At 70.5% G+C, this 23,684-nt stretch carries 24 protein-coding genes, 2 tRNA genes and 1 pseudogene; 10 read left to right on the top strand and 17 right to left on the bottom strand.

The window, feature by feature from the left end; all coding sequences use genetic code 11:
• The first annotated feature begins 519 nt into the window (after positions 1-519).
• The 5 genes from uraD to ACRX5W_RS05885 all read left to right on the top strand — a co-directional run bounded on the left by uraD (position 520) and on the right by ACRX5W_RS05885 (position 4,440).
• A complete protein-coding gene (uraD, locus tag ACRX5W_RS05905) occupies positions 520-1,068 on the top strand; it encodes a 2-oxo-4-hydroxy-4-carboxy-5-ureidoimidazoline decarboxylase (RefSeq protein ID WP_436786866.1) in 549 nt (182 codons plus the stop codon).
• Complete coding sequence (gene uraH / locus ACRX5W_RS05900) at positions 1,065-1,403, top strand: hydroxyisourate hydrolase (protein ID WP_436786865.1); 339 nt, start codon at positions 1,065-1,067, stop codon at positions 1,401-1,403. Before uraD ends, uraH begins: the two co-directional genes overlap by 4 nt.
• A 3-nt stretch (positions 1,404-1,406) precedes the next feature.
• Positions 1,407-2,288: a factor-independent urate hydroxylase gene (gene pucL / locus ACRX5W_RS05895; protein ID WP_436786864.1), complete on the top strand. Its 882-nt coding sequence runs from the start codon at positions 1,407-1,409 to the stop codon at positions 2,286-2,288.
• A gap of 14 nt (positions 2,289-2,302) precedes the next feature.
• Entirely contained in the window at positions 2,303-3,694 is a 1,392-nt protein-coding gene (locus tag ACRX5W_RS05890) for an 8-oxoguanine deaminase (protein WP_436786863.1), read from the top strand.
• A 251-nt stretch (positions 3,695-3,945) separates the two neighbouring features.
• Positions 3,946-4,440 (top strand): hypothetical protein, encoded by a 495-nt coding sequence (locus ACRX5W_RS05885; RefSeq protein ID WP_436786862.1) that lies wholly within the window; start codon positions 3,946-3,948, stop codon positions 4,438-4,440.
• Positions 4,441-4,447: 7 nt separating this feature from the next.
• On the opposite strand, the gene ACRX5W_RS05880 is transcribed toward ACRX5W_RS05885, so the two are convergent.
• Positions 4,448-4,837, bottom strand: coding sequence for an allophanate hydrolase-related protein (locus ACRX5W_RS05880; RefSeq protein ID WP_436786861.1), 390 nt, complete (start codon positions 4,835-4,837; stop codon positions 4,448-4,450).
• 58 nt (positions 4,838-4,895) lie between these two features.
• Entirely contained in the window at positions 4,896-5,534 is a 639-nt protein-coding gene (locus tag ACRX5W_RS05875; protein ID WP_436787493.1) for a nucleotidyltransferase family protein, read from the bottom strand.
• Between the two features lie 225 nt (positions 5,535-5,759).
• Here ACRX5W_RS05875 and ACRX5W_RS05870 point away from each other — a divergent pair, with 225 nt between their 5' ends.
• Positions 5,760-7,595 carry an ABC transporter ATP-binding protein gene (locus ACRX5W_RS05870; protein ID WP_436786860.1) on the top strand — a complete coding sequence of 612 codons (1,836 nt, stop codon included), beginning with the start codon at positions 5,760-5,762 and terminating at the stop codon, positions 7,593-7,595.
• A gap of 92 nt (positions 7,596-7,687) precedes the next feature.
• Positions 7,688-9,556 (top strand): ABC transporter ATP-binding protein, encoded by a 1,869-nt coding sequence (locus tag ACRX5W_RS05865; protein ID WP_436787492.1) that lies wholly within the window; start codon positions 7,688-7,690, stop codon positions 9,554-9,556.
• A 20-nt stretch (positions 9,557-9,576) separates the two neighbouring features.
• Here the strand turns inward: ACRX5W_RS05865 and ACRX5W_RS05860 are convergent, their stop codons facing one another.
• From ACRX5W_RS05860 to ACRX5W_RS05825, 8 genes and pseudogenes are all read right to left on the bottom strand, one after another.
• Positions 9,577-10,713 (bottom strand): LLM class flavin-dependent oxidoreductase, encoded by a 1,137-nt coding sequence (locus ACRX5W_RS05860; RefSeq protein WP_436786859.1) that lies wholly within the window; start codon positions 10,711-10,713, stop codon positions 9,577-9,579.
• An 86-nt stretch (positions 10,714-10,799) separates the two neighbouring features.
• A complete protein-coding gene (locus tag ACRX5W_RS05855) occupies positions 10,800-11,474 on the bottom strand; it encodes an RICIN domain-containing protein (RefSeq protein ID WP_436786858.1) in 675 nt (224 codons plus the stop codon).
• A gap of 133 nt (positions 11,475-11,607) precedes the next feature.
• On the bottom strand, positions 11,608-11,931 hold the full coding sequence (locus ACRX5W_RS05850) for a DMT family transporter (protein WP_436786857.1): 324 nt from the start codon (positions 11,929-11,931) through the stop codon (positions 11,608-11,610).
• Between the two features lie 222 nt (positions 11,932-12,153).
• Positions 12,154-12,456 carry a GroES family chaperonin gene (locus tag ACRX5W_RS05845; RefSeq protein ID WP_436787491.1) on the bottom strand — a complete coding sequence of 101 codons (303 nt, stop codon included), beginning with the start codon at positions 12,454-12,456 and terminating at the stop codon, positions 12,154-12,156.
• Between the two features lie 204 nt (positions 12,457-12,660).
• On the bottom strand, positions 12,661-12,939 hold the full coding sequence (locus ACRX5W_RS05840; RefSeq protein WP_436786856.1) for a DUF3618 domain-containing protein: 279 nt from the start codon (positions 12,937-12,939) through the stop codon (positions 12,661-12,663).
• Between the two features lie 258 nt (positions 12,940-13,197).
• Positions 13,198-14,088 carry an energy-coupling factor ABC transporter ATP-binding protein gene (locus ACRX5W_RS05835; protein WP_436786855.1) on the bottom strand — a complete coding sequence of 297 codons (891 nt, stop codon included), beginning with the start codon at positions 14,086-14,088 and terminating at the stop codon, positions 13,198-13,200.
• A gap of 43 nt (positions 14,089-14,131) precedes the next feature.
• Positions 14,132-14,893 (bottom strand): cobalt ECF transporter T component CbiQ, encoded by a 762-nt coding sequence (gene cbiQ / locus ACRX5W_RS05830; protein ID WP_436786854.1) that lies wholly within the window; start codon positions 14,891-14,893, stop codon positions 14,132-14,134.
• Between the two features lie 55 nt (positions 14,894-14,948).
• Positions 14,949-16,043, bottom strand: a pseudogene (locus ACRX5W_RS05825) (energy-coupling factor ABC transporter permease).
• A gap of 253 nt (positions 16,044-16,296) precedes the next feature.
• On the opposite strand from ACRX5W_RS05825, the gene bcp reads away from it, so the two are divergent.
• From bcp to ACRX5W_RS05810, 3 genes are all read left to right on the top strand, one after another.
• A complete protein-coding gene (bcp, locus tag ACRX5W_RS05820; protein ID WP_436786853.1) occupies positions 16,297-16,770 on the top strand; it encodes a thioredoxin-dependent thiol peroxidase in 474 nt (157 codons plus the stop codon).
• 101 nt (positions 16,771-16,871) lie between these two features.
• On the top strand, positions 16,872-17,732 hold the full coding sequence (locus tag ACRX5W_RS05815; protein WP_436786852.1) for a hypothetical protein: 861 nt from the start codon (positions 16,872-16,874) through the stop codon (positions 17,730-17,732).
• Between the two features lie 55 nt (positions 17,733-17,787).
• Positions 17,788-17,870 (top strand) — tRNA-Leu (locus ACRX5W_RS05810).
• 50 nt (positions 17,871-17,920) lie between these two features.
• Here the strand turns inward: ACRX5W_RS05810 and ACRX5W_RS05805 are convergent.
• The 7 genes from ACRX5W_RS05805 to murI all read right to left on the bottom strand — a co-directional run bounded on the left by ACRX5W_RS05805 (position 17,921) and on the right by murI (position 23,609).
• Positions 17,921-18,003, bottom strand: a tRNA-Leu gene (locus ACRX5W_RS05805).
• 28 nt (positions 18,004-18,031) lie between these two features.
• On the bottom strand, positions 18,032-19,693 hold the full coding sequence (locus tag ACRX5W_RS05800) for a molybdopterin-dependent oxidoreductase (protein ID WP_436786851.1): 1,662 nt from the start codon (positions 19,691-19,693) through the stop codon (positions 18,032-18,034).
• 194 nt (positions 19,694-19,887) lie between these two features.
• A complete protein-coding gene (locus ACRX5W_RS05795) occupies positions 19,888-20,499 on the bottom strand; it encodes an XTP/dITP diphosphatase (RefSeq protein WP_436786850.1) in 612 nt (203 codons plus the stop codon).
• A 158-nt stretch (positions 20,500-20,657) separates the two neighbouring features.
• Positions 20,658-21,044 (bottom strand): hypothetical protein, encoded by a 387-nt coding sequence (locus tag ACRX5W_RS05790; RefSeq protein WP_436786849.1) that lies wholly within the window; start codon positions 21,042-21,044, stop codon positions 20,658-20,660.
• Between the two features lie 223 nt (positions 21,045-21,267).
• Positions 21,268-22,008, bottom strand: a complete 741-nt coding sequence (gene rph, locus ACRX5W_RS05785; RefSeq protein ID WP_436786848.1) for a ribonuclease PH — start codon at positions 22,006-22,008, stop codon at positions 21,268-21,270.
• Between the two features lie 36 nt (positions 22,009-22,044).
• Positions 22,045-22,800, bottom strand: a complete 756-nt coding sequence (locus ACRX5W_RS05780) for an MBL fold metallo-hydrolase (protein WP_436786847.1) — start codon at positions 22,798-22,800, stop codon at positions 22,045-22,047.
• The gene (gene murI, locus ACRX5W_RS05775) at positions 22,797-23,609 is read right to left on the bottom strand and encodes a glutamate racemase (protein WP_436786846.1); all 813 of its coding nucleotides are present in this window, start codon (positions 23,607-23,609) and stop codon (positions 22,797-22,799) included. The genes ACRX5W_RS05780 and murI overlap by 4 nt, the downstream gene beginning before the upstream one ends.
• Positions 23,610-23,684 lie beyond the last annotated feature (75 nt).

The raw sequence follows: 23,684 nt of genomic DNA, 5'->3' as shown, positions 1-23,684 counted from the left end.
GAGCTCCTTTTCGTATGCCAAAACGGTATTCGTTCCGGTCGCCGGGCGGAATCACGTGACCGACCGGCCTGGTTGGCGCCGATGTATTCGAGGGCGTGCCCGGCGCACCGGCCGCGCACGGTGCGGCACGCCGTCCGGCGGGTTCGATGCGGGTGGTCGGAAGGGGGGTCGGTCCTCATCGCAGGGCGTTGGTGGCCGATCTCCTTCCTGTACGGGCGGTCCGCTGTCCGGTGCCACGGCCGCGAGGGTTCGCCGGTCTTCGCCGCACGCCGATGGTGCGGTCACTGCACCGGCCCCGAGACCTCGGCGAAACCAGGGTCGTGTGAAAGTGCTCGTCCTCGCGCGACCCTCCTCGCGGACGCGCGGCAGATTCGGCCACCCGGCGGAGCCGGTTCGGCCCATGGTTGACCGGCTTTCGAACGCCGACCTAACGTTCGACAGAACAAGGCGCCGATCTTCCCGGCGGCGACTCCCTTCTGTGCCAGCCCTGGCTCCCCCGCCCGTTTCAGGAGGTCCCGCGTGGCCGATCCAGCGGACCCCGTCCCTCCCGTGCCGACCGGCGCCCCGCCCGCCGACGCGGCCCCCGGCCTCGCCCGCCTCAACACGGCCGCCCCGCACGACGCCCGCAGGCTCCTCCGCGAGGTCTGCGCCGCCCGCGCGTGGATCGACGCCGTCGCGGCCCGACTGCCCTGCCGCGACGCGGACGAGCTGTACGCCGCCTCCGACCGCGCGACGACCGCTCTGGTCCCGGCGGACCTCGCCGAGGCGTTGTCCGGTCATGCGGCAATCGGCAGCCCCTCCGAGCGTGACGAGGCGTCGCAGCGCGAACAGGCGGGCGTACGCGGCGCCGACGACTCCCTGCTCGCCGAACTCGCGGACGCCAACCGGGAGTACCGCGACCGCTTCGGCCACGTCTTCCTGATCTGCGCCACCGGACGCAGCGCTGAGGATATGCTCGCGGCCCTCCGCAAACGGCTCGGCAACGACGCGGCCACCGAACGCGGAACAACCCGCGAAGAGCTCCGCAGAATCAACCGCATCCGTCTCGAAAGGCTGGTGCAGGCGTGACCGCCGTCTCCACCCACGTGCTCGACACCGGTGCCGGCGAGCCGGCCGCGGATGTCCCCGTCGAGCTCTCCCGCCGAGAACCGGACGGGCGTTGGCACATCCTCGGCACGGTACGCACCGACGCCGACGGCCGTTGCCGCGACCTGCCCGCGGTGGGCGACGCAACGGCGGTGGTCCGGCTGCGGTTCGACGTCGCCGCGTACCGTGCCGCCCGCGGCGAGACCGCGTTCTTCCCCGAGGTGCAGGTGGTCTTCACCACCGACCCGGCGCGCCCGCACCACCATGTCCCGCTGCTTCTGAGCCCGTTCGGTTACTCCGTCTACCGAGGGAGCTAGGCCATGGTGACGGTGCTCGGCCAGAACCAGTACGGCAAGGCGGAGGTCCGGATCGTCCGGGTGAGCCGCGACACGGTCCCCCACCGCGTCAAGGACCTCACGGTCGGCATCGCGCTGTCCGGCGACCTCGCCGCCACCCACCTGACCGGCGACAACTCCGCCGTGCTGCCGACCGACACCGCCAAGAACACGGTGTACGCGCTCGCACGGCAGCACGGCATCGCCTGCATCGAGGAGTACGGCGGCCTGCTCGCCCGGCACTTCGTCGACACCCAGCCGGCCATCCACCGCGCCCGCGTGCGCATCGAGGAGTACGGCTGGTCCCCCATCGCCTCCCCGGCCTTCCCGCACTCCTTCGTCCGCGACGGCGGCGAGGTGCGGACCACCGAAGTCGTCCGCGACGGCTCCGGGTTGCGGATCGTCTCGGGAGTCACCGGGCTGATCGTGATGAACACCACCGCCTCGGAGTTCCGCGGCTACGTCAAGGACCGGTACACGACTCTGCGGGAGACGAGCGACCGCGTCCTCGCCACCGAGGTCAACGCCCGCTGGCACCTCGTGGCAGGCGGCGACGGGATGTCAGCGGACGACTTCGACACGTCGTACACCCGGACCAGGCGACACCTGCTGGACGCCTTCGCGCAGACCTACTCCCTCTCCCTGCAACAGACGTTGTACGCGATGGGCCACCACGTGCTCGAAAACCACCCCGAGACAGACGAGATCCGCCTGTCGATGCCCAACAAGCACCACTTCCTGGTCGACCTCGAACCTTTCGGGCAGAAGAACGACAACGAGGTCTACTTCGCGGCAGACCGGCCCTACGGGCTCATCGAAGGCACCGTGCACCGCGAGGGAGTCACCCCGGTCATCCCGGTCGACTGAAAGGCGGCACCAGCATGGCCACCGACCGCACCCCGGCCCCCGCCGGCCGCATCGTGATCGAGAACGCCCACATCGCCACCGTCGACCCCCACGACACCGAGCACCCGTCCGGCCACGTCGTCGTCGCGGGCCACCGCATCGAAGCGGTCGGCCCCGGCCCCGCCCCCGAAGTGCCGGACGCCGTACGCCGCATCGACGCCTCGGGACACCTGCTCACCCCGGGCCTGGTCAACACGCACCACCACTTCTACCAGTGGCTCACCCGAGGACTCGCGCAGAACGCGATCCTCTTCGACTGGCTCGTCGAGCTGTACCCGACGTGGGCGAAGATCGACGACGAACTGTGCCACGCCGCAGCACAGGGCGCCGCCGCCGCGCTGCTGAAGTCCGGGTGCACGACGGCCGCCGACCACGCGTACGTCTTCCCGCGCGGAGCGGGCGACATCCTCGGCGCCGAGATCGCGGCCGTCGCCGAACTCGGCATGCGCTTCCACCCGACGCGCGGCTCGATGGACCGCAGCCGCAAGGACGGCGGCCTGCCGCCGGACAACGCCGTCGAGACCACCGAGGCCGCGCTCGCCGCGACCGAGGAGGCGATCGACCGCTGGCACGACCCGTCGTTCGACTCGATGCTGCGCATCGCCGCGGCGCCGTGCTCGCCTTTCTCTGTCTCCACCGAACTCATGCGCGAATGCGCGGCGTTGGCGCGCCGCAAAGGCGTACGCCTGCACACCCACGGGTCGGAAACCCTCGAAGAGGAGAAGTACTGCCACGAGTTGTTCAAGATGGGCCCCACCGACTACTTCGAGTCGGTGGGCTGGCTCGGCGACGACGTGTGGATGGCGCACTCCGTGCACATGAGCGACGCCGACATCGACAAGTTCGCGGTCACCGGAACAGGCGTGGCCACCTGCCCGTCCTCGAACGCCCGCCTCGCGGCCGGAGTCGCGCGCGTACCCGACCTGCTGCGCGCCGGCGTTCCCGTGGGCCTCGGCGTGGACGGCGCCGCCTCCAACGAGTCCGGCGAACTCGCCACCGAGCTGCGCAACTTGCTCCTCTTCAACCGCGTGAAGTGGGGCGCGGACGCCCTCACCCCCCGCCAGGCCCTGCGCGTCGCCACCATCGGCGGCGCCCAAGTCCTCGGCCGCGAAGGGGAGATCGGCAGTATCGAACCGGGCAAACTCGCCGACCTCGCCCTGTGGCACACGGACGGCATCCTCCACGCCGGCATCACCGACAAGACCGCCGCCCTGGTCCTCGGCGCCGTCCCCCCACTCACCCTCCTCCTCGTCAACGGCACCGCCGTCGTGGAGAACGGCCGGCTGACCCGCGCCGACGAGGAAACCATCGCCCGCAACACCGCCGCCGCCTCCACCACCCTGGCCCGACGCGCCGGCCTCACCTGAGCGCCGCCACGGCAGTCGGCGACGGCGGCGAACGCGTCGCGCCGGGTGGCGGGTTCGCCGAATACCTAGGTACAAACACTCATGTACTCACGCCGTGGCCCCGCGAGCATGGGGCGCGCGCTGACGTTCGTCGACGGGCGCTGCAAGAGGGTTCTCCCTCCAATCGGACCGGCGGGGGCGGAACCGGGCGTGCCGCCGACGGTCGCGCGGGTTGCGCACTTCCCATGACGTGAGAGGAATGTGCCGAAGAGATGGTGCCATCCGAGTCCCCGCCACGGTTCCGCGACGACCTGTCGACCATCTACGACTTCATGGACGAGATCCTCATCCGCTGCCCCAGGTGCGAGGCGTTGGCGCGGGTGGTCGTGCATCCGCGCCGGGGCGTGCTGTCGCCGTTCCAGGCACGCCGACTGGTGTGTGCCGAGTGCGGGCACACGCGGGACAAGGACTCGGGCATCTACGCGATGCCGAGTGCGGACGCCGCGCACATGTACGACCCGTACTTCTCGCTGCCGCTGTGGCTCCAGGCGTCGACGCGGCACGGGCTGCTGTGGGCGTACAACCTCAGCCACCTCGCGCTCATCCGCCGTTTCGTCGCGGCTGAGCTGCGCGAGGACGCGTGGACCGAGGAGGGAATCCGCATGACGCTGGTCTCGCGGCTGCCCGCGTGGATCACCACGGCGGGGAACCGCGACGAGGTGCTGCGGATGATCGCGAGGCTGGAGTCGACCGTGGGCGGGGCCTGATCAAACGTCAGCCCTCCCGGCCCAGGGTCCGCAAGTAGGCACGCCAGCCGCCGTGTTCGGTGATCTCGCGGTGCCTCCCGCCGACGAGTTCGCAGGCGCGCAGCAGCATCGAGAAGCACGCCGACCCGTCCTCCAGTTTGATGATGCCGAACTCCAGCTCGGGCGGCTCCGAGGGCAGGAGTTCGTCGCGCAGCACCTCCTCGGAGACTTCGTAGACCTCGCCCTCGATCTGCGTGTCGGCGCCCGGATCCGGCCACAGGCCGGGACAGCGGTCCGCGATCGAGAAGAAGCGGTAGCCGGGCGCGGTACGGGTCTTCATCACCAGCGGCGCGCCTCCCAGGTGGTGGTGGAAGGGACCGCCTTGCATCGCCTGGCCGTTGAGGAACATGCGTGCCATGTACGGACTCCTCGGTTCGAGGTGAGCGGATCGATGTCGGGACTTCTCCCCGAACGACCTACCCGCCCAGCCGGCCCAGATCCTCAGGCGTGTCGATGTCGTGGTCCTCGGCGATGTCGCCGCACTCGACGAGTCGCAGCGCGTCCTGGTGCGCGGTGAGGAAGGCCCGCGCTCCCGCGTCGCCGCGCGCGCTCGTCGAGGCCTCGTACCACCAGCGCGCCGCGAAGAGCACCGGATGACCGCGACGGCCGTCGTACGCCGCCGCGGCCAGTTCGGCGCCGTCCTGGCGATGGGCGGCGATCAGCCGGGCGACGGCGGCAGCCCCGACGCCGGGCATGTCGACAAGCATGACCACGACCGCGGACGCGTCGTCCGGCAGCGCCGCGAGGCCGACCCGCAGCGAGGAGCCCATGCCGGTGGCCCAGTCGGCGTTCACGACCACCCGCGCCGCACGAAGGTCGGCCGCGGCCCGCACCTCGTCGGCTGCGGCGCCGAGCACCACGGTGACCGTGGCGCAGCCGCCGTCGCGCAGCACGCGGATCCCGTTCTCGACCAGTGGCCGCCCGCGGAACGGCAGCAGCGCCTTGGGCCGCCCCCCGAGCCGCCGGCCGCCGCCGGCAGCCAGCAGCAGACCCGCGACGAGCGCCCCCGCACGATCGCCCGGCGTCCGAGCGACGGGTTCCGCCGCCACGCGCATGTCCATTACGACTCCGTTCCGAGGCTCCGCGTGCGCTCGGCGGCCCGGCGGCCGTCGGCGCAGCACGCCCAACCCTCCCGCGATCTTGGCTGCGACGTCCCTCGGGGTTCCGCTGCGGGCAAAGCACCGTCCCTGCGCACCCCCTGCCGGAGAAATCCCCCGCTCTCGGGACCAACCAGAAAAACCAGATGACCCGCGGCGGTTCCATCCGTACGGTCGGGAAGCATGGCCGACCCCACGCCCGTGACGTCGCCTTGGTCCACAAGACCTGACCAGTCGACTGTCGCAACCCTTCTCCGGCTGCGACCGTTCGTCCGCCCGGCCCGCCGGCGGCTGATCGCCAGCGCACTCGCCGCCTTGGCGGCGACCTGCGTCGGCCTGACGATCCCCCTCGTCGTCGCGCGCGTCGTGGACGGTCCGGTGGCCGATCACGACACCGCCGCGCTGTGGCCGTGGGCGGCGCTGCTCGTCGCGCTCGGTGCGTCGGAGACGTTCTTCTTCTGGGCCCGCCGCGCGCTTGTCGCGCGTGCCCTGCCGCGCGTCGAGGAGTCGATGCGCAACACCTTGTACGAACACCTCCAGACGCGCCCGGTGGCCTTCCACGACACGTGGCAGTCGGGCCAATTGCTGTCGCGCGCGTCCCGCGACCTCGGCGAGCTGCGCTCGTTCCTGTCGTTCATCGCGGTGTTCCTGTTCGTCAACGCGGCGACGTTCCTGGTGGGTTCGGTCATGCTGATCGTCCTGCACCCGCTGCTCGGCCTGGTGGTGACCGCGGTCGCCGTGCCCATCATCGCCTTCAGCATCGTCTTCGAGCGGCGTTACCGCGTCGTCACCCGCCGCGCACAGGACCAGGCGGGCGATGTGGCCACCGTCATGGAGGAGTCGGTCCTCGGCATCCGCGTCCTGAAGGCTTTCGGCCGACACCGCGCGATGGACGACCGGTTCCGCGCCCTCGTCCGCGAGCTGCGGGCCACCGAGCTGCACAAGGCGCGCCTCGTCGGGATCATCTGGGCGTTCCTCATCGTGGTCCCCGAGGTCGCCGTGGCCGTCGCGATGCTGCTCGGCGTCGGCGAGGTCGCGGACGGCGCGATGACGACCGGCGAGCTCGTGGCGTTCTTCGCCATCGTGATGTATCTGCGCTGGCCGGTCGAGTCGTTCGGCTGGCTCCTGGCCGCGACGACGGACTCCGCCGCAGCCGCGGCCCGCTACTTCGAGGTCCTCGACGCCGACGGCGAACTCCCCGAGCGCGCCCGCCCGATCGACCCGGTGCGCGTCACCGGCGCGCTCGCCTTCGAGAGCGTCCGCTTCCGGTTCCCGGAGACGCCGCCCGACGCCCCCGACCTCTTGCGCGGGATCGACCTGGCGATCCGGCCTGGCGAGACGATCGCCCTCGTCGGCCCGACCGGATGCGGCAAGACCGCCATGACGTCGCTGGTGCCGCGCCTGTACGACGTGACCGGCGGCCGTATCACCCTCGACGGCGTCGACCTGCGGGACCTGCCGGTCGAGCGGCTGCGGCGCATCGTGGCGGTGGCGTTCGAGGAGCCGGTGCTGTTCTCGATGAGCGTGCGGGAGAACGTCCTGCTGGGCTTCCCCGAGGGCACCGACGCCGACGTGCGCCGCGCGCTCGCGGTCGCGCAGGCCGAGTTCGTCGACGACCTCCCCTGGGGCCTCGACACCCGAGTCGGCGAGGAAGGCCTCGACTTGTCCGGCGGCCAGCGGCAACGCCTGGCCCTGGCACGCGCGGTCGTCGCACGCCCGGCCGTCCTGGTCCTCGACGACCCGCTGTCCGCACTCGACGTGCACACCGAGTCCCAGGTCGAGCGGGCACTGCGCAACGTGCTGGCGACGACGACCGCGCTGGTCGTCGCGCACCGGCCGAGCACCGTGCAACTGGCCGACCGTGTCGCACTGTTGACCGACGGGCGCATCCAAGCCGTCGGCACCCACGAGCAGTTGCTGCAACGCAGCTCGGCGTACCGGCAGTTGATGGCGGCCGACAGCTCCCGGTTCCGCCATACGCCCGACATCGAACGGCAACCCGCCAAGGAGGCGGTGTGAGCGACGAACCCCAGACGCCGGGCACCGCGCCGCGCACCCCGGCGCGTCCCGACGACGGCCGCGGGGACACGGACCAGGTGTCGTGGCGCGGAATCAGCGCACGAACCGGAGACGGGCCCGCCCACGACGCCGCCGTGCGTGAGGCCGAGGCGGAGACGGCCGGAAACGACGACGACGGCCCCGACCCGGGGTTCGGCCGCGCACGGGCGGGCGACGCGCGCCGCCTGCTGCGTTCGATGCTGGCCCCGTACCGCGGCCTGCTCGCATTGACGGTGTGCCTCGCCGTCGTCGGGCAACTGGCATACCTGGCCGGTCCCTTGCTGATCGGCCTGGCGATCGACGAGGCCGTGCCGGACGCCATCGCGGGCGACAACTCGACGCTCGTCCTGGTCGCCGTGGCCTACGTCCTGTGCGGATTCCTCACCGCCGGAACGGAGTTCGCCTTCCAGGTCACCGCGGGCCGGGTCAGCCAGGGCTTCCTTCGGGACCTGCGCGGCCGAATCTTCACGCACGCGCAGCAGTTGAGCCTCGACTTCCACGAGCGCTACACCTCGGGCCGCATCGTGGCGCGCGCGACCGGCGACGTCGACGCGGTGCGCGAACTCCTCGACGACGGCATCGACGGCCTCGTCGGCGCGCTGCTGTCGTTCTGGTTCTCGCTGGCTTTCCTGTTCGTCCTGGACGTGCCGCTGGCCCTGCTGGTCGCCTCCGGCCTGCTGCCACTCGCACTCGCCACCTGGTGGTACGTCCGCCGCTCGACCGACGCGTTCCGCCGCACGCGCACCACCAGCGCGGCGATGACCACGCAGTACATCGAGACGTTCAACGGAATCCGCGCGGTCCAGGCGTATCGCCGCGAGCCGCGCAACGCCCGCATCTTCCGGACGCTGAACCGCCGTTACACCGAGGCGAACACCGAGACGATCGTGCTGTTCGCGCGTTTCGCCCCGCTGCTGCTGCTCGTGGGCAACCTCACCCTGGTCGCCACGATCGCGGTGGGCGCGTTCCGGGTGGCCGACAGCGGCCTCGAACTCGGCGTGCTGACCGCTTTCGCGCTCTACATCAGGCGCATGTACGACCCGCTGGACGAACTCGCGCTGTTCCTGGGCACCTACCAGTCCGCCGCCGCGGGCCTGGAGAAGATCGCGGGACTGCTCGCGCACGAACCGGCCGTCGCCGACCCCGTGCGGCCGACGCCACTGCCCGAACGCTCCGGCAAGGGACGCACGATCACCTTCGCCCGGGTCCGCTTCGGCTATCAGCACGGCCCGACGGTGCTGCCGTGCATCGACCTGGAGATTCCGCGCGGCCAGACGGTCGCCCTGGTGGGCGCGACCGGCGCGGGCAAGTCGACTGTCGCCAAGCTGCTCGCCCGGTTCTACGACCCGGTGGCCGGCGCGGTGCGCCTGGACGGCGTCGACATCCGCGAATTGACAGCCCATCAGCTACGTGGCGAGCTGACGATGATCACCCAGGAGTCGTTCCTGTTCTCCGGTTCGGTGGCCGACAACATCGCGATCGGGCGACCGGACGCCACGCGCGGGCAGATCGAGGAGGTCGCACGCGCGCTCGGCGCCTGGGACTTCATCGCGGCGCTGCCGGACGGCTTCGACACCGACGTCCGCAAACGCGGCGCGCGGCTGTCCGCAGGCCAGCGCCAACTCGTCGCGTTCGCCCGGGCGTTGCTCGCCGACCCGGCGGTGCTGATTCTCGACGAGGCCACATCCTCGCTCGACATCCCCGGCGAACGCGCCGTGCAGCGGGCGCTGGCAACGGTGTTGGAGGGCCGTACCGCCGTGGTGATCGCCCACCGGCTGTCGACGGTGGAGATCGCCGACCGTGTGCTGGTCGTCGACAACGGCCGCATCGTGGAGGACGGTTCACCCGCCGAGCTGGTCGCGAACGACGCCGACGGCAGGTTCGGCACGCTGCACCGCGCCTGGCGCGACTCGCTCGTGTGACCCCGAGAACCGGGACGGACTCAGCCTGCCCCCGGCAGCCCCCACTCACGCGCGATGATCTCGTACGACTTCAGCCGCGCCTCGTGGCCGTGCACATTGCTGATCACCATGAGCTCGTCGACCCGGGTCCGCTCGGCCAGCTCCCGCAGACCGCGGCGCACCGCCGCGGCGTCGCCTATGACGTGTTGGCGCTGGTACGCGGCGACGAAATCCTGCTCCGCCGGCGTAAACGGGTAGGCGTCGGCCTCCTCCGGACTCGGCTGGAGCCCCGGCCGTCCCTGACGCAGCCGCAGCATCGCAAGGGCCTGCGACCGGCCCAGCCGCGCGGCCTCGTCCGCGGTGTCGGCGGCGATGACACCGGCCGCGATCATCGCGTACGGCTCCTTCAGGTCCTCGGACGCCTGGAAGTGCTCGCGGTACAGCTCCAACGCGGGCAGCGTGTGCTCGCCGCTGAAATGGTGCGCGAACGCGAACGGCAGCCCGAGCATGCCGGCCAGTCGCGCGCTGTAGCCGCTGGACCCCAGCAGCCAGATCGGTGCCCTGGACGCATCGTGCTCGCCGCCGGGCGCGATGCCCGACGCGGGCCCGGGCACCGCCTGGATGCGCTGGTACGGGTGGCCGTCCCGGAAACCGCCGGTCAGGAACGCGATGAGCTCGCCGAGCTGCTGCGGGAAGTCGTCCGCCGACAACGCCTCGGCACTGCGGCGCAGCGCACGCGCGGTGGCCTGGTCGGTGCCCGGTGCGCGGCCCAGCCCGATGTCGATGCGCCCGGGGTGCAGCGCCTGGAGGGTCCCGAACTGCTCGGCGACGACAAGCGGCGCGTGGTTCGGCAGCATGACGCCGCCCGAGCCGAGCCGAAGCGTCGTGGTGTGCGCGGCCAGGTGCGCGAGCAGCACCGGCGGCGACGAACTGGCGATGCCGGGCATGTTGTGGTGTTCGGCCACCCAGAAGCGGTGGTAGCCCCAGCGCTCGGCGCGCCGGGCGAGTTCGGTCGTGGTCCGCAGCGCCTCGGTCGCGGTGTACCCGGTGCCGACGGGCGCGACGTCGAGCACGGACAACGGAATGGCCGGCATGGGCGCGTCGGGCGCCGTCGGGTCGGCCGGGTGCGGGAGGGGCGTTTCGGACGCGTCAGGAGAAGCCACGTCCAAGGCAAACATGACGGCGGTGCCGCTTTGTTCCGGCGCGAACCCCACCGCGACCCCAACCCCGACGCGCCGTACGGACAGCGCACCGCGACACGCTGCTACCCCACCGGCTGGAACGACCAGACGAGCCCCGACGCCGTCGGCACCAACTTCAGGCCCTGCTGGCCCTGTTCCTGGCCGCCGACGCCGAGCGCCTGCTTGCCGTCGCGGCTGACCAGCACATAGCCGCCGCCCTTCGCCTGCATCTTCCACCGCTGAGCGGGGTCGCCGCAGTTGTCCTGCACGGCCCGGCCGCTGCGGACGTCAAGGCACTTGTTGCTGTTCCGCGCGACCAGCGACACCATCCCGTCGCCGGCGTCACGCACGACCCACTGCTGGTTCTCCTGCGCCGGTTTCGGGGTGAACAAGATGATCGGCGTGTTCGGGTCCTTCTTCCCGCCGTACACGTCCATCGCCCGGCCACCCGCCGTGACGTGGTAGGTCTTGCCGGGCGTCAGCGAGGGCCCGGACGGAGACGCGGACGCAGACTTCGACGCGCTGGGGCTCGCGCTGGGACTCGAACTCGGGCTCGCACTCACGCTGGGAGAAGCAGACACCGAGGCATTCAGCGCCGAAGCCGGCGCACCGCTCGACACCGTCGGCGACGCCCCGCCCGAAGCCGACGAGGCGCCGTCACCATCCCCGCCCGACAACACCCCCGCGACCCCGCCGAACAGCAACCCCACCAGCGCGGTCGCCCCCAAAGCCACCAGGACGACCCGGCGCGACACCATCTTCCCGACTCCCCTCCGGGCCCCGTGCGGTCGCAGGCTGCCCCTTCAGGGCGGACATCCTGGCAGACGCGCCGAACCCGCGTCCCAACCCCCCGGCCGGGACCTTCCGTCGGCCGCGGCTCCCGCAGCGCGCTCAGTGGCCCGACCCGGTGGCCTTCAGACCGACGATCGCCACCACCATGAGCGCCAGGAAGAAGATCCGCGCCGCCGTCGCCGGCTCACCGAGGGCCACGATCCCCACGAGTCCGGACCCCACCGCGCCGATACCGACCCACACGCCGTACGCCGTGCCGATCGGCAGCGACCTCGCCGCGATCGAAAGCAACACCATGCTCCCCGCGATCCCGAGACCGGTCAGCACGCTCGGCACCAGCCGCGTGAAACCCTCGGTGTACTTCAGCCCGACCGCCCACGCCACTTCCAGCAGACCGGCGGCAACCAAAAGCAACCACGCCACGACAACGCACCTCACACGCGTCGTCGTCAGGGCCCGGTACGCCGCACTCGTCGGGGACGGGCCGCGGACCGGCCCGCCGCTCCCAGGCTCTCAAAACCACCGGCACCCGCCAAGCCGGAAGCCGGTGACACGAGTCACCGGCCAGGCCGCCACCGCCACAGGCTCAGGGACCCACCGGCGGCCCGCTCACGCAGGTCCCTTCGAGCCCGGCGACCACGCCAGTCACAGGTACAGACCGGTCGCCTCACCCGAGGCCTCGACCCGCTCCGCCGCCACCGCGTGCAAATCGCGCTCCCGCAGCAGCACGTACGCGACACCCTGCACCTCGACCTCGGCGCGCTCCTCCGGGTCGTACAGCACACGGTCGCCGGGCTCGACGGAACGGACGTTCTGCCCCACCGCGATCACCTCCGCCCACGCGAGCCTCTTGCCGACCTGCGCAGTGGCCGGGATCAGAATCCCGCCGCTCGACCGTCGGTCCCCCTCACCCGCGTCCTGGCGCACCAGAACACGGTCGTGCAGCATGCGGATGGGCAACTTCTCGCCGAACTCGGCGTGCCCGCCGTCACGGCGTTCGGATTTCTTGGACGCGTCGGAACTCACCCATGAAAAGTACCCGCCCCGACGCCGCAACGTGACACCAGGGCGACAACAGCAAGCCGCCCCCGGCGCCGACACGGCCCCAGGGGCGGACATAACTCCGCAAGACACACAGACGACAGACGCCGGCTACTTCTTCCGGCCGGTCTTCCGGGCAGGCTTGCCGCCGCGCCGCTTGACCAGCACCACCAGCACCACCAGGCCGACCACACCGCCCGCGATCGGCGCGATCCGCTCCATCCTCGGCGAACCGGTCTCGCTGTCGACGAACTGCGCCCGGACCTTCTCCGACGTCCGCCGCGCCACATTGGCCGGCTTGACCCGGTCCACCAGCTCATCCAACGTCACCGCCAGATTCGCCCGCGCGATCTCGATCTCCGCCTCGATCTGATCCGGGGTGCGCGACACGGCCTTCCCTTCGTCCCGCGTCGAGCCGGACGCCGGCTCCACCCGCGAGTGCTTCGCCTGAACCGTCACCGGACGCCCGAGCGCCGCCCGACCGGCCCGCTCCAACTCCGCCGCAGAACGCCCCGACCCGCCGTGCCCGTTCTCGCCCACAGCCCGTCCTCTCGCTTCCGCTGCCACCACCCGGAACCACACACCGGTTCCGCGTGTGCCCCCAAGTCAAGCAGGTATCCGCTCCGACGCGCGGCATCCGAGTGGTTGTCACCCGTGTTCCCGCCCGTGTTCGCACGAGCCCGCGGCACCCCCGCCGACACCCGGTGCACCGAAGGCCGCCGGCGCGCAGCGATCGCAATCCAGCCGCGCGAACCCGTACGGAAGCTCCAACCGGTGCGCCTGCATCAACGCCGCGTCACCCAGCAACTCACGCGTCGGACCATCGGCCGCGATCACCCCGCCGGACAGGACCAGCGCGCGCGGACACAGCTCCAGCGCGAACGGCAGATCATGCGTGACCATCAGCACCGTCACATCCAGGCCGCCCAGAATCTCCGCAAGCTCGCGGCGACTCGCCGGATCCAGATTCGACGACGGCTCGTCCAGCACCAAGATCTCCGGACGCATCGCCAACACCGTCGCGACCGCCACCCGTCGACGCTGACCGAAACTCAGGTGATGCGGCGGCCGGTCCGCGAACTCCCGCATCCCCACCGCGTCCAACGCCTCGCCGACCCGCTCGTCCAACTCCGGACCGCGCATCCCCAGATTCGCCGGCCCGAACGCGACATCCTCACGCACCGTCGGCATGAACAACTGGTCGTCCGGATCCTGGAACACAATGCCCACCCGGCGCCGGATCTCGCGCAGATTCGGCTTCGCGACCTCCAGACCCGCCACCCGAACCACACCCTGACCGGTGCCCGTGTCCGCCGACAGGATCCCGTTCAAATGCAGGACCAGCGTCGTCTTGCCGGCCCCGTTGGGCCCCAGCAGCGCCACCCGCTCACCCCGCGCGATACGCAGATCGACACCGAAAAGCGCCTGGTGGCCGTCGGGGTACGCGAACGCCAACCCGGCGACATCCAACGACGGCGCCAGGGCGTCCGCTTTCGCCTGCCCGGCGTCCGCAGCGGCGCCGGTGTTCAGATCGGCCATGCGCCCCATCATCGCGTGCCTCCCCCGCCGACCCGGCGGCCGGTCACCCCACCCACGCCACCGCACACGCCACCACGGCCAACGACGGCAACAACGCCGCCGCACACCACTGCGCCCGGTTCGCGCGGACGTCGACGATCACGGGCATCGTGCCGGTGTACCCCCGCGACAACATCGCGAGATGCACCCGCTCACCACGCTCGTAGGAACGAATGAACAACGCCCCCGCCGACTTCGCGACGACGGGCAACTGCCGTACGTCCTTCGCCTGGAAGCCCCGCGACTCACGCGCCACCCGCATGCGGCCCATCTCGCCCGCGATCACCTCGGAGTACCGCACCATGAACTGCATGATCTGCACCAGCAGTTGCGGCATGCGCAGACGCTCCATGCCGAGCAACAGGTCACGCACGTTCGTCGTCGCCGCCAGAAGGATCGACGCGACCACGCCCAACGTGCCCTTCGCGAGGATGTTCCACGCGCCCAGCAAACCGCTGTGACTGACCGTCAGCCCCAGGAACTCGGTCTTCGGCCCGGTCGCCAGAAACGGCAGAGCGACCGCGAACACCACGAACGGGATCTCCACCACGACCCGCCGCGCCACATACCCGACCGGAACCCGGCCGCCCCCCGCGGCAAGCGCCAGCAACAGCGCGTACACACCGAACGCCCAGTACGCCTCGCGCGGCGTCGAGACGACCACGAGGACGAAAACGACAACAGCCACCAACTTGCACTGCGGCGGCAGCCGGTGCAGCGGCGAATCACCGGGCCGGTAGAGATTGTGCGCATGGCCCGCGCCCATCAGCGCCTCCCCGGCCGCGAACCGCCCCCGGCCGCAGCCCGGCCCCGACGGGCCGTCACGAACCTTCCGCCGCCGAAGCGGACGCCTCCGAGCCGCCGGAACCCGAACCGCCGCGGCGCTTCAGCACCCAGAAGCCGCCCCCGGCCACCACCAGCGTCGCCCCCACACCCAGCACACCCGCGAGGCCACCGGAGACGCGCTCGTCGTCCACACCCTCCACGCCGTAGTCGGCAAGCGGACTGTCGGCGAGCCCGTGCTCCTCGACCTTCTCGTCCATGCCCTTGTCCGCGGCGACCTTCTCCAGACCGTCCGGGCTCTGACTGGCATAGAAGCTGACGACACCCGCGAGGATCAGCGCGACGACCGCGCCCGCGATCAGCAGGGTGCGCGTACGTACCTTCGCCATCATCCCGTTCCCTCTCTCGCCCTGCTGCCGGATCCGCTGTCAGACCCGCGCGGCGGGAGCCGACCCGGCACCGCCCGTACGCAGTTCCAGCGGCTGCGCGAAACCGCGCGCACCATGCACCAGGTCCGGACGCACCGCCAGGACACTCGACACCGTCGCCGCCGTGATCAGCGCCTCGCCGATACCGATCAACACGTGCACGCCGATCATGGCGCCCGCGACCTTGGACAGCGGCACATCCGTCGTCCCGCCGATCGCGTACACCCCCGTGAACACCGCGGCGCAGACCGGCACCGACACCAACGCCCCCACGAAGGACGCCCCGACCAGCGAACGCCGCGTGCGCGGAAGCACACCGGCGAGCACCCGGAACAGGCCGTAACCGACGACTGCGGTCACGATCCCCATGACCGTGATGTTCACGCCCAGGGCACTGAGCCCTCCGTCGGCGAAGAACACCGCCTGCATCAGCAACACGACCGACATACACAAGACGCCCGTATACGGCCCCACCAGGATCGCCGCGAGCGTCCCGCCCAACAGGTGCCCGCTGGTGCCGGACGCCACCGGGAAGTTCAGCATCTGCACCGCGAAGACGAACGCCGCCACCAGTCCCGCGAGCGGCGCGGTCCGCTCGTCCAGCTCGCGCCGCGCGCCACGCAGACTGACCGCGACACCGGCAGCCGCGACCACCCCCGCGGCAACCGACACGGGCGCGTTGATGAACCCATCGGGCACGTGCATGGGAACCTCCTTCGGGCAACACCGGACGGCACCGGACGACGTCGGACCACGTCGGACGACAGGGCGCAAAGCCGTCCGATTTTATGGCTATGGCTTGCACCTGCAAAAGAGATGCAAGTAGCGACGAAGCGCACACCGCGAGGAACGTTTGACGACCACGCGCCCGGCGCACGTTTGCTCTCCCTCGAACCCCGACCTAGCGTGTCCGGGTCACGACCCCCACCCGCGCACCCCGAGAAAAGTGAGGCCCCCGGTGAGCGAACGACTCCAACCCGGCGACACCGCCCCCGCCTTCGCCCTCAAGAACGCCGACGGCGAAGAGGTCACGCTCGCCGCCTACAAGGGCCGCAAGGTGATCGTGTACTTCTACCCCGCCGCCCTCACCCCCGGCTGCACCAAGCAGGCCTGCGACTTCACCGACAACCTCACCCTGCTCGCCGACGCGGGCTACGACGTCGTCGGCATCTCCCCCGACAAACCGGAAAAACTCGGCAAGTTCCGCGACAAGGAATCGCTGTCGGTCACCCTGCTCTCCGACCCCGACAAGTCCACGCTTGAGGCCTACGGCGCCTTCGGCGAGAAGACCATGTACGGCAAGAAGGTCACCGGCGTGATCCGCTCCACCTTCGTCGTCGACGAAAACGGCAAGATCGAACACGCCTGGTACAACGTGCGCGCCACCGGTCACGTCGCCAAGCTCATCAAGGACCTGAAGATCGCCGCCTGACAGGCGGTCATAAAACCGGTTGGTATTTCCCGTAACTCGCACGCACGTTCGTCGTTGACTCTCCCGAGGGGCCACAAGCCGCTCCTCGGGGGAGGTCGAAGGTGACGAAGAATTACAAGTACTCGCCGGAGCTCTTGGCACAGGTCGCTGCGGAATCGCGCAGCGTCAACGAGGTGTTGCGGAGGCTGGGCCTGCCGGTCGTCGGCGGACGCCACACGCACATCAGCCGCCGCCTGAAGCAATTGGGCATCGACACCAGCCACTTCGGCCAGGTCGTCAGATACACGCCCGAACGCCTCGCGCGTGCAGCCGCGCAGAGCACCAACATGCGCGAGATGCTCGCGAACCTCGACGTGAAGTCATACGCCAAAGCAGACAGGTATGTACGCAAGCGCTGCCACGACTTCGGTGTCGACATCAGCCACTTCACGCCCGTCTCATCCACGCGGACCTGGCAGTCGATGGATCCGGAGCGGTTTCGCTCCGCCGTTGCCGCCTCGCAGTCGATCGCAGGCGTCATTCGAACCCTCGGCGTCGCCCACACGTCATACCGGCAGGTGCACCGCTTCGCGCGCAAGCACGGCGTCGACCTCAGCCACCTGCCGGGCCAGGCACACAATCGGGGCACCCGCATGCCCCGCCTTACAGCCGCCGAGATTCTGCGCCACGAACCCGAACGCGACCGGCGCGTGCAAGCAAAGATGCTGCGCAGGGCACTGGTGGAAATCGGACGCCGCTACGAGTGCAGCGAGTGCAACATGGGTGACCTTTGGAACGGCCGGCCGATCACGCTCGACGTTGATCACATCAATGGCGACTGGCGTGACAATCGCCCGCAAAATCTGCGGTTCATGTGCCCCAACTGCCACAGTCAAACGGACACTTTCAGCGGCCGAAACCGAGGTAAGGCGTCTGTGCCGAAACCGAGGCAACCCGAACGCGCGACCTTGTCGCCCCGGTAGGATGGCCCTCCGTTCGATCGCCGCCTGCATCGCCGCCGTCGGCGATTTACGGAACGCGGCCGTGGCGGAATGGGATACGCGCAAGATTTAGGCTCTTGTGATGGAGACATCGTGTGGGTTCGAATCCCACCGGCCGCACAGCTGGCGAAGGCGCTCCCCCCGATCGGGGGGAGCGCCTTCGCCAGCTGTGCGGCCGGTGGGATTCGAACCCACACGATGTCTCCATCACAAGAGCCTAAATCTTGCGCGTATCCCATTCCGCCACGGCCGCGTTCCGTANCGCCAGCTCCGGCACACCGTCACGTAATCGTCATCGAGATCGTGTGCCAGCCCGTGGCGCCGTCCGGGGCGACGTCTTGTTCCTCGTCGGTCTGTACCGCTCCTGTCTTGTCCGTCGCGCGGACGCGGATGCGGTGGGGGCCCGGCCTTGCGTCCCAGTACCAGACGAACTGACGCCATGTGTCGGCGGTGTCCTCTTCGGCGAGTTGGGCCTGCTGCCAGGGTTCGTCGTCGATTTGGACCTCGACGTTGGCGATGCCCTTGTGCTGGGCCCAGGCGACACCCGCCACGGGAACGCGCCCGCGGGGGACCTTGGACATGTTCTTCGGGGTGTCGATGCGCGACTGGGTCTTGACCGGGCCCTGTGCGGCCCAGCCGCGTTCGACCCAGTAGGCGTCGTAGTCGGCGAAGCGGGTGGCCTCGATCTCGACGATCCATTTGCAGGCGGAGACGTAGCCGTACAGGCCCGGCACGACCATGCGGACGGGGAATCCGTGCCGTATCGGAAGTGGCTCGCCGTTCATGCCGATGGCGAGCATCGCGTCGCGGCCGTCCATGACGGTGGCGGTGGGGGTGCCGATGGTCATGCCGTCGAAGGAGCGGCTGACGAGTTGGTCGGCGTCCGGGTGGATGCCCGCCTCGCGCAGCAGGTCGGCCAGGGGGACGCCGAGCCACCGGGCGTTGCCGACGTATTCGCCGCCGACTTCGTTGGACACACAGCACAGGGTGATGTCGCGCTCGATGGTGGGGCGGGCGCTGAGGGTGGCGAAGTCGATCTCGATCTCCCGGTCGACCATGCCGTGGATACGCAACTTCCAGTCCTCGGCCCGGATTTCGGGCACGACGAGGGCGGTGTCGATGCGGTAGAAGTCCTTGTTCGGGGTGATGTACGGGCTCAGCCCCGGCAGGCGCAGGTCGGTTCCGGCGGCGGGCAGGGGTGCGGGCGCGGCGGGGGGCGGCAGGACAACGTTGGCGCGTGATTTGCCGACGTCGAAGCGGACGTTTTGGAGCCAGCGTCCGAGGCCGGCGAGGAGGGCTGCCCCGCCGACTGTGCCGAGGAGGAGGGTGCGGCGGTTCGGGGGCGGGGCCCCGGCAGGCGCGGTGTCCGCGTCTTCCAGCGGGGTCGGGCTGTCCGGGTCGATCGGAACGTCCGCCCCGGTGGGGTGTGCGGTCGCCGGCGCGCTCGCGGGTTCCGGTCCGGGCCGTGGCGCGGACCGGAGGAGGCGTACGAGGTCGGGCCGGGTCAGGGCGGTCAGTGCCGCGGCGCCGACGATCACTCCGACCAGGGCGGGGATGACGTCGGTGTTCCGGTCGGCGGGGCGGGAGACGGCCGCGGCGACGGTGAGGACGCCGAGGAGGCCGACGCCGACGAGGCCGGTCCAGAGCCATCGGCGGGCGAGTATGCCGATGACCGCGGCGAAGATCAGGAGGACCACGCCGACGCCGATGCGGAGGACAAGTTTGTCGTCGGTGCCGAACTCGCGTACGGCCCACTGCTTGACGTCCTGCGGGGTGCGGTCGATGACCGACTGCCCGACGGTGACGAGCGGCGCGGCCTCGCGGCGGACGAACGCGGCGGTGAACTCGGTCGCGGCGACCGCGAGGCCGGCGGCGAGGACGCCGTTGAGGGCGGCGGGCCCTTCCCTGCGCAGGACCCGCTTGGTGGCCGGAGAGAGGGGCACGCGTCTTCTCCTCACGAATGCGGTGGTCTCTCATCATGGCGCCGCGCGGTGCGGAAGGGATGAGGCGGGGGGTTACCGATTCGTGACAAGCGCACTCGGGTCGGCGCTGCGGGTCGGCGCCGCCCGTCGGTTCGGCTGTCCGACCGGACCTGTCACGGCGGGCCCGTCGGACTGGCCCGATCAGCTTTGCCCGCTCAACTGCGCCCGGTGACCAGTTCGGCGACGGCCGGGGCCAGTGTGCGGAAGGCCTCGCCGCGGTGGCTGATGGCGTTCTTTTCCTCGGCGGTCAGTTCGGCGGCGGTTCGGGTGTCGCCGTCGATCTGGAGGATGGGGTCGTAGCCGAAGCCGCCGGTTCCGCGTGGGGTGTTGGTGAGGGTGCCGGTGAGGCGGCCTTCGACGACGCGTTCGGTGCCGTCGGGGAGGGCGAGGGCGGCGGCGCAGGTGAAGTGTGCGGCGCGGTGTTCGGGTGCGATGTCGGACAGTTGCGCGAGGAGGAGTTCGAGGTTGGCCGTGTCGTCGCCGTGGCGTCCCGCCCAGCGTGCGGAGAAGATGCCCGGCATGCCGTTCAGGGCGTCGACGCAGAGTCCGGAGTCGTCGGCGATGGCGGGCAGGCCGGTGGCGCGGGCGACGGCGTGTGCCTTGAGCAGGGCGTTGGCGGCGAAGGTGAGGCCGGTTTCGGGGACGTCGGGGACGTCGGGGAACGCGTCGACGCCGACGATTTCCACGTCGATGCCGGTGTTCCCCAGGATCTTTCGGAGTTCGGTGATCTTGTGGGCGTTGCGGGTGGCGAGGACGAGGCGGCTCATGGCGCCCAAGCCTACGCATGGGTGCGTGCGTCGGGGACGGCTGCCGTGGGCCGGGCCCGGTGTCGGGCCCGGGTGGCGGCAACCGCCCCCGTGGTTCCGGCGGTTCGCGTCGTACGCGGGTGCGGGTGCGTCCGCAGGGGGCGCGCGCTGACGCGCCGTCAGCTCGTGCAGGCGTTGGTGATGGTCTCGGCGCCGGCCTGGAGCAGGCTGACGGTGTCGGCGGCGGGGAGTTCGCCGGCGGCGGCCTGGCGGCTCATCGATTCGACACGGGCGAGCAACTCGCTTGCGGCGTCGTTGACTTCCTGAGAGTCGATGTCCTCGGTCGCCTTCTTGAGGGTGTCGGCGATGTTGTCGAGCGATTCCGAGGCGGCCTGCGGGTCGTTGAGGACGCCTTGCAGGTTGGAGATGTCATTGGCCAGTTGCGTGCCGAGTTCGATGCAGTCGATGGCTTTTTGTGCCTCGGAGCACGAGGTGGCCGTGAACAGGGCGGCGGCGATGGCGGCGGCGGCGACGCTCGTGCGCACGACGCGGTGGGCACGGAACATGATGCTCCTCGGTATGCGGGACGACATGGCCGGCCGGGTTGACGGGGTCGGCGACGGGTGGCGCGCTGCGCACGTACGGCGCTGCCGACTTGTCTGACCGGTGTTCAGACCGTAGCGGAGTGCGGTGGTTGCGGCTGGTCTGGTGTCCGTTTCACGCCCTTGCGGTTGCAGCCTCGTGACACTGGCAACCGGGGCGTTATGCAAAGCGGCGCGTCGCGGTCGGTCAGACCTGTCCGGGGGGTTCTTCGAGGGCGATTTGCTGCAGGAGGGTGAGTTCCGCGCAGCCGGCCGCGCCGAGGTCGAGGAGGCGGTCGAGAAGTGCGCGGTCGAAGGGCTCGCTTTCGGCGGTTCCCTGGACCTCGACGAAGCGGCCGTCGCCGGTGCAGACGATGTTCATGTCGGTTTCGGCGCGGACGTCCTCCTCGTAGGGGAGGTCGAGCATGGGGGTGCCGTCGATGATGCCGACGCTGACGGCGGCGACGGAGCCGGTGAGTGGTTCGGTCTTGCCTTTGAGGAGTTTGCGGTCGCGGGCCCAGTGGACGGCGTCGGCGAGGGCGACGTAGGCGCCGGTGATGGCCGCGGTGCGGGTGCCGCCGTCGGCTTGAAGGACGTCGCAGTCGAGGTGGATGGTGTTCTCGCCGAGGGCTTTGTCGTCGATGACGGCGCGGAGCGAGCGGCCGATGAGGCGGGAGATCTCGTGTGTGCGTCCGCCGATGCGGCCTTTGACGGATTCGCGGTCGCCGCGGGTGTGGGTGGCGCGCGGCAGCATCGAGTATTCGGCGGTGACCCAGCCGAGTCCGCTGCCCTTGCGCCAGCGCGGCACGCCTTCGGTGAAGGACGCGGCGACCAGGACGCGGGTGCGGCCGAATTCGACGAGGACGGAGCCCTCGGCGTGGTCGAGCCATCCGCGGTGGAAGGCGATGGGGCGAAGTTGTTCGGGGGTGCGGCCGTCTGCTCGTGACATGGCGTCCACCGTAGTGGGCGTGCGGGGAGCGCTCGTTCAGAGCTCGTAGACGGCGCCGGAGCGAGCGAGTTCGGCGGTGCCGCCGTAGGCCTTGCGGGCGTCTGCGAGGTTGCGTTCGGCGTCGGTCCACGGCGGGATGTGGGTGAGCACGAGCCGTTCGGCGCCCGCGCGTTCGGCGTGTTCGCCGGCTTCGCGGCCGTTGAGGTGGACGCCGGGGTAGGTGTCGCGGCCGTCGAGGAAGGAGGCTTCGCACAGCAACAGGCGGGTGTCGCGGGCGAGTTCGACGAGTGTGTCGCTGACGGCGGTGTCCCCGGAGTACACGAGCGAGGTTCCGTCGGCTTCGATGCGGTACGCGAAGGACTCGACGGGGTGGTTCACGTGGCCGGCGGTGAAGCGGAAGGGGCCGATCTCGAAGACGCCGGGGGTGACGGTGTGGAAGGTGAAGGCGTCGGCCATTCCGCGTTCACCGGATTCGCCGGATATGTCGTAGGCGCGGTCGAGGCGGCTCCCGGTGCCGTCCGGTCCCCACACCGGCAGCCGCGGCAGGCGTCCTTCGGGGTGGTAGTTGCGGTAGACGTAGTAGCCGCACAGGTCGAGGCAGTGGTCGGCGTGCAGGTGGGAGAGCACGACGGCGTCGATCGCGCCGAGGTCGGCGTGGTGTTGGAGGGTGCCGAGTGCGCCGTTGCCGAGGTCGAGGAGCACGCGTACGCCGTCGGCTTCGACGAGGTAGCAGGAGCACGGCGAGTGTGGCCCGGGGTAGCTGCCGGCGCAGCCGATCACGGTGAGCTTCATACGGTCGCTCCCAGGGTGTCGACGTCGGTGAGTTCCGGGCCCAGGAACCGGCGGCCGATCTCGCGGAACTGGGCGGGGTTGCCGGTGGTGAGGAAGCGGTGCCGAGGCCGGTCCAGGGTGGTGTCGCGCATGAGTGCGTGGGCAGCGAGGACCTTGTAGACGTCCTTGGCGGTTTCCTCGCTGCTGGTGATGAGGGTGACGTTCTCCCCCATGACGTAGCTGATCACGCCGGTCAGGAGCGGGTAGTGCGTGCAGCCGAGGATGAGGGTGTCGATGTCCGCTTCGATGAGCGGGTCGAGGTATTCGTGGGCGGCTTTGAGGAGTTCGTCGCCGCCGGTGACGCCGGCCTCGACGAATTCGACGAAGCGCGGGCAGGCCTGTGAGGTGACGGTGATGTGCGGGGCGGCGGCGAAGGCGTCCTCGTAGGCCATGGACTGCTTGGTGGCGGCGGTGCTGATGACGCCGACCCGGCCGTTGCGGGTGGCAGCCGCGGCGCGGCGCGTGGCCGGGTGGATCACTTCGATCACGGGCACGTGGTAGCGCTCGCGGGCGTCGCGGAGCATGGCGGCGCTGGCGCTGTTGCAGGCGATGACGAGTGCCTTGACGCCCTGGTCGACGAGTTGGTCGAGGCATTCGAGGGCGTACGCGCGGACTTCGGCGATGGGGCGCGGGCCGTACGGCTGGCGGGCGGTGTCGCCGAGGTAGAGGATCGGCTCGTGCGGCAACTGGTCGAGGACCGCACGGGCGACGGTCAGGCCGCCGAAAGAGCTGTCGAAGATGCCGATGGGTGCGTCGCCGAGGTCTGCCACATAGAGGAGGGTACGTTCCGACCCCCTTGATCCTCGGTGGGCTCACCCCGGCTGTGTCGGGAATCACCCGGGCCG

This window comes from Yinghuangia sp. YIM S10712, assembly GCF_051388935.1.
Lineage (GTDB): Bacteria > Actinomycetota > Actinomycetes > Streptomycetales > Streptomycetaceae > Yinghuangia.
This window is presented reverse-complemented; position numbering and strand designations above follow the sequence as displayed.

Coding starts and splice junctions, on each gene's coding strand:
- ACRX5W_RS05855 (WP_436786858.1), bottom strand. CDS start 11,474: ATGGTGTCGCGCCGGGTCGTCCTGGTGGCTTTGGGGGCGACCGCGCTG.
- ACRX5W_RS05875 (WP_436787493.1), bottom strand. CDS start 5,534: ATGCGCGTGGCGGCGGAACCCGTCGCTCGGACGCCGGGCGATCGTGCG.
- ACRX5W_RS05795 (WP_436786850.1), bottom strand. CDS start 20,499: ATGAGCCGCCTCGTCCTCGCCACCCGCAACGCCCACAAGATCACCGAA.
- ACRX5W_RS05835 (WP_436786855.1), bottom strand. CDS start 14,088: ATGGCCGATCTGAACACCGGCGCCGCTGCGGACGCCGGGCAGGCGAAA.
- pucL (WP_436786864.1), top strand. CDS start 1,407: ATGGTGACGGTGCTCGGCCAGAACCAGTACGGCAAGGCGGAGGTCCGG.
- cbiQ (WP_436786854.1), bottom strand. CDS start 14,893: ATGGGCGCGGGCCATGCGCACAATCTCTACCGGCCCGGTGATTCGCCG.
- ACRX5W_RS05880 (WP_436786861.1), bottom strand. CDS start 4,837: ATGGCACGCATGTTCCTCAACGGCCAGGCGATGCAAGGCGGTCCCTTC.
- ACRX5W_RS05890 (WP_436786863.1), top strand. CDS start 2,303: ATGGCCACCGACCGCACCCCGGCCCCCGCCGGCCGCATCGTGATCGAG.
- ACRX5W_RS05790 (WP_436786849.1), bottom strand. CDS start 21,044: ATGTTCCGTGCCCACCGCGTCGTGCGCACGAGCGTCGCCGCCGCCGCC.
- ACRX5W_RS05870 (WP_436786860.1), top strand. CDS start 5,760: ATGGCCGACCCCACGCCCGTGACGTCGCCTTGGTCCACAAGACCTGAC.
- ACRX5W_RS05780 (WP_436786847.1), bottom strand. CDS start 22,800: ATGAAGCTCACCGTGATCGGCTGCGCCGGCAGCTACCCCGGGCCACAC.
- ACRX5W_RS05885 (WP_436786862.1), top strand. CDS start 3,946: ATGGTGCCATCCGAGTCCCCGCCACGGTTCCGCGACGACCTGTCGACC.
- rph (WP_436786848.1), bottom strand. CDS start 22,008: ATGTCACGAGCAGACGGCCGCACCCCCGAACAACTTCGCCCCATCGCC.
- ACRX5W_RS05845 (WP_436787491.1), bottom strand. CDS start 12,456: ATGCTGCACGACCGTGTTCTGGTGCGCCAGGACGCGGGTGAGGGGGAC.
- ACRX5W_RS05860 (WP_436786859.1), bottom strand. CDS start 10,713: ATGTTTGCCTTGGACGTGGCTTCTCCTGACGCGTCCGAAACGCCCCTC.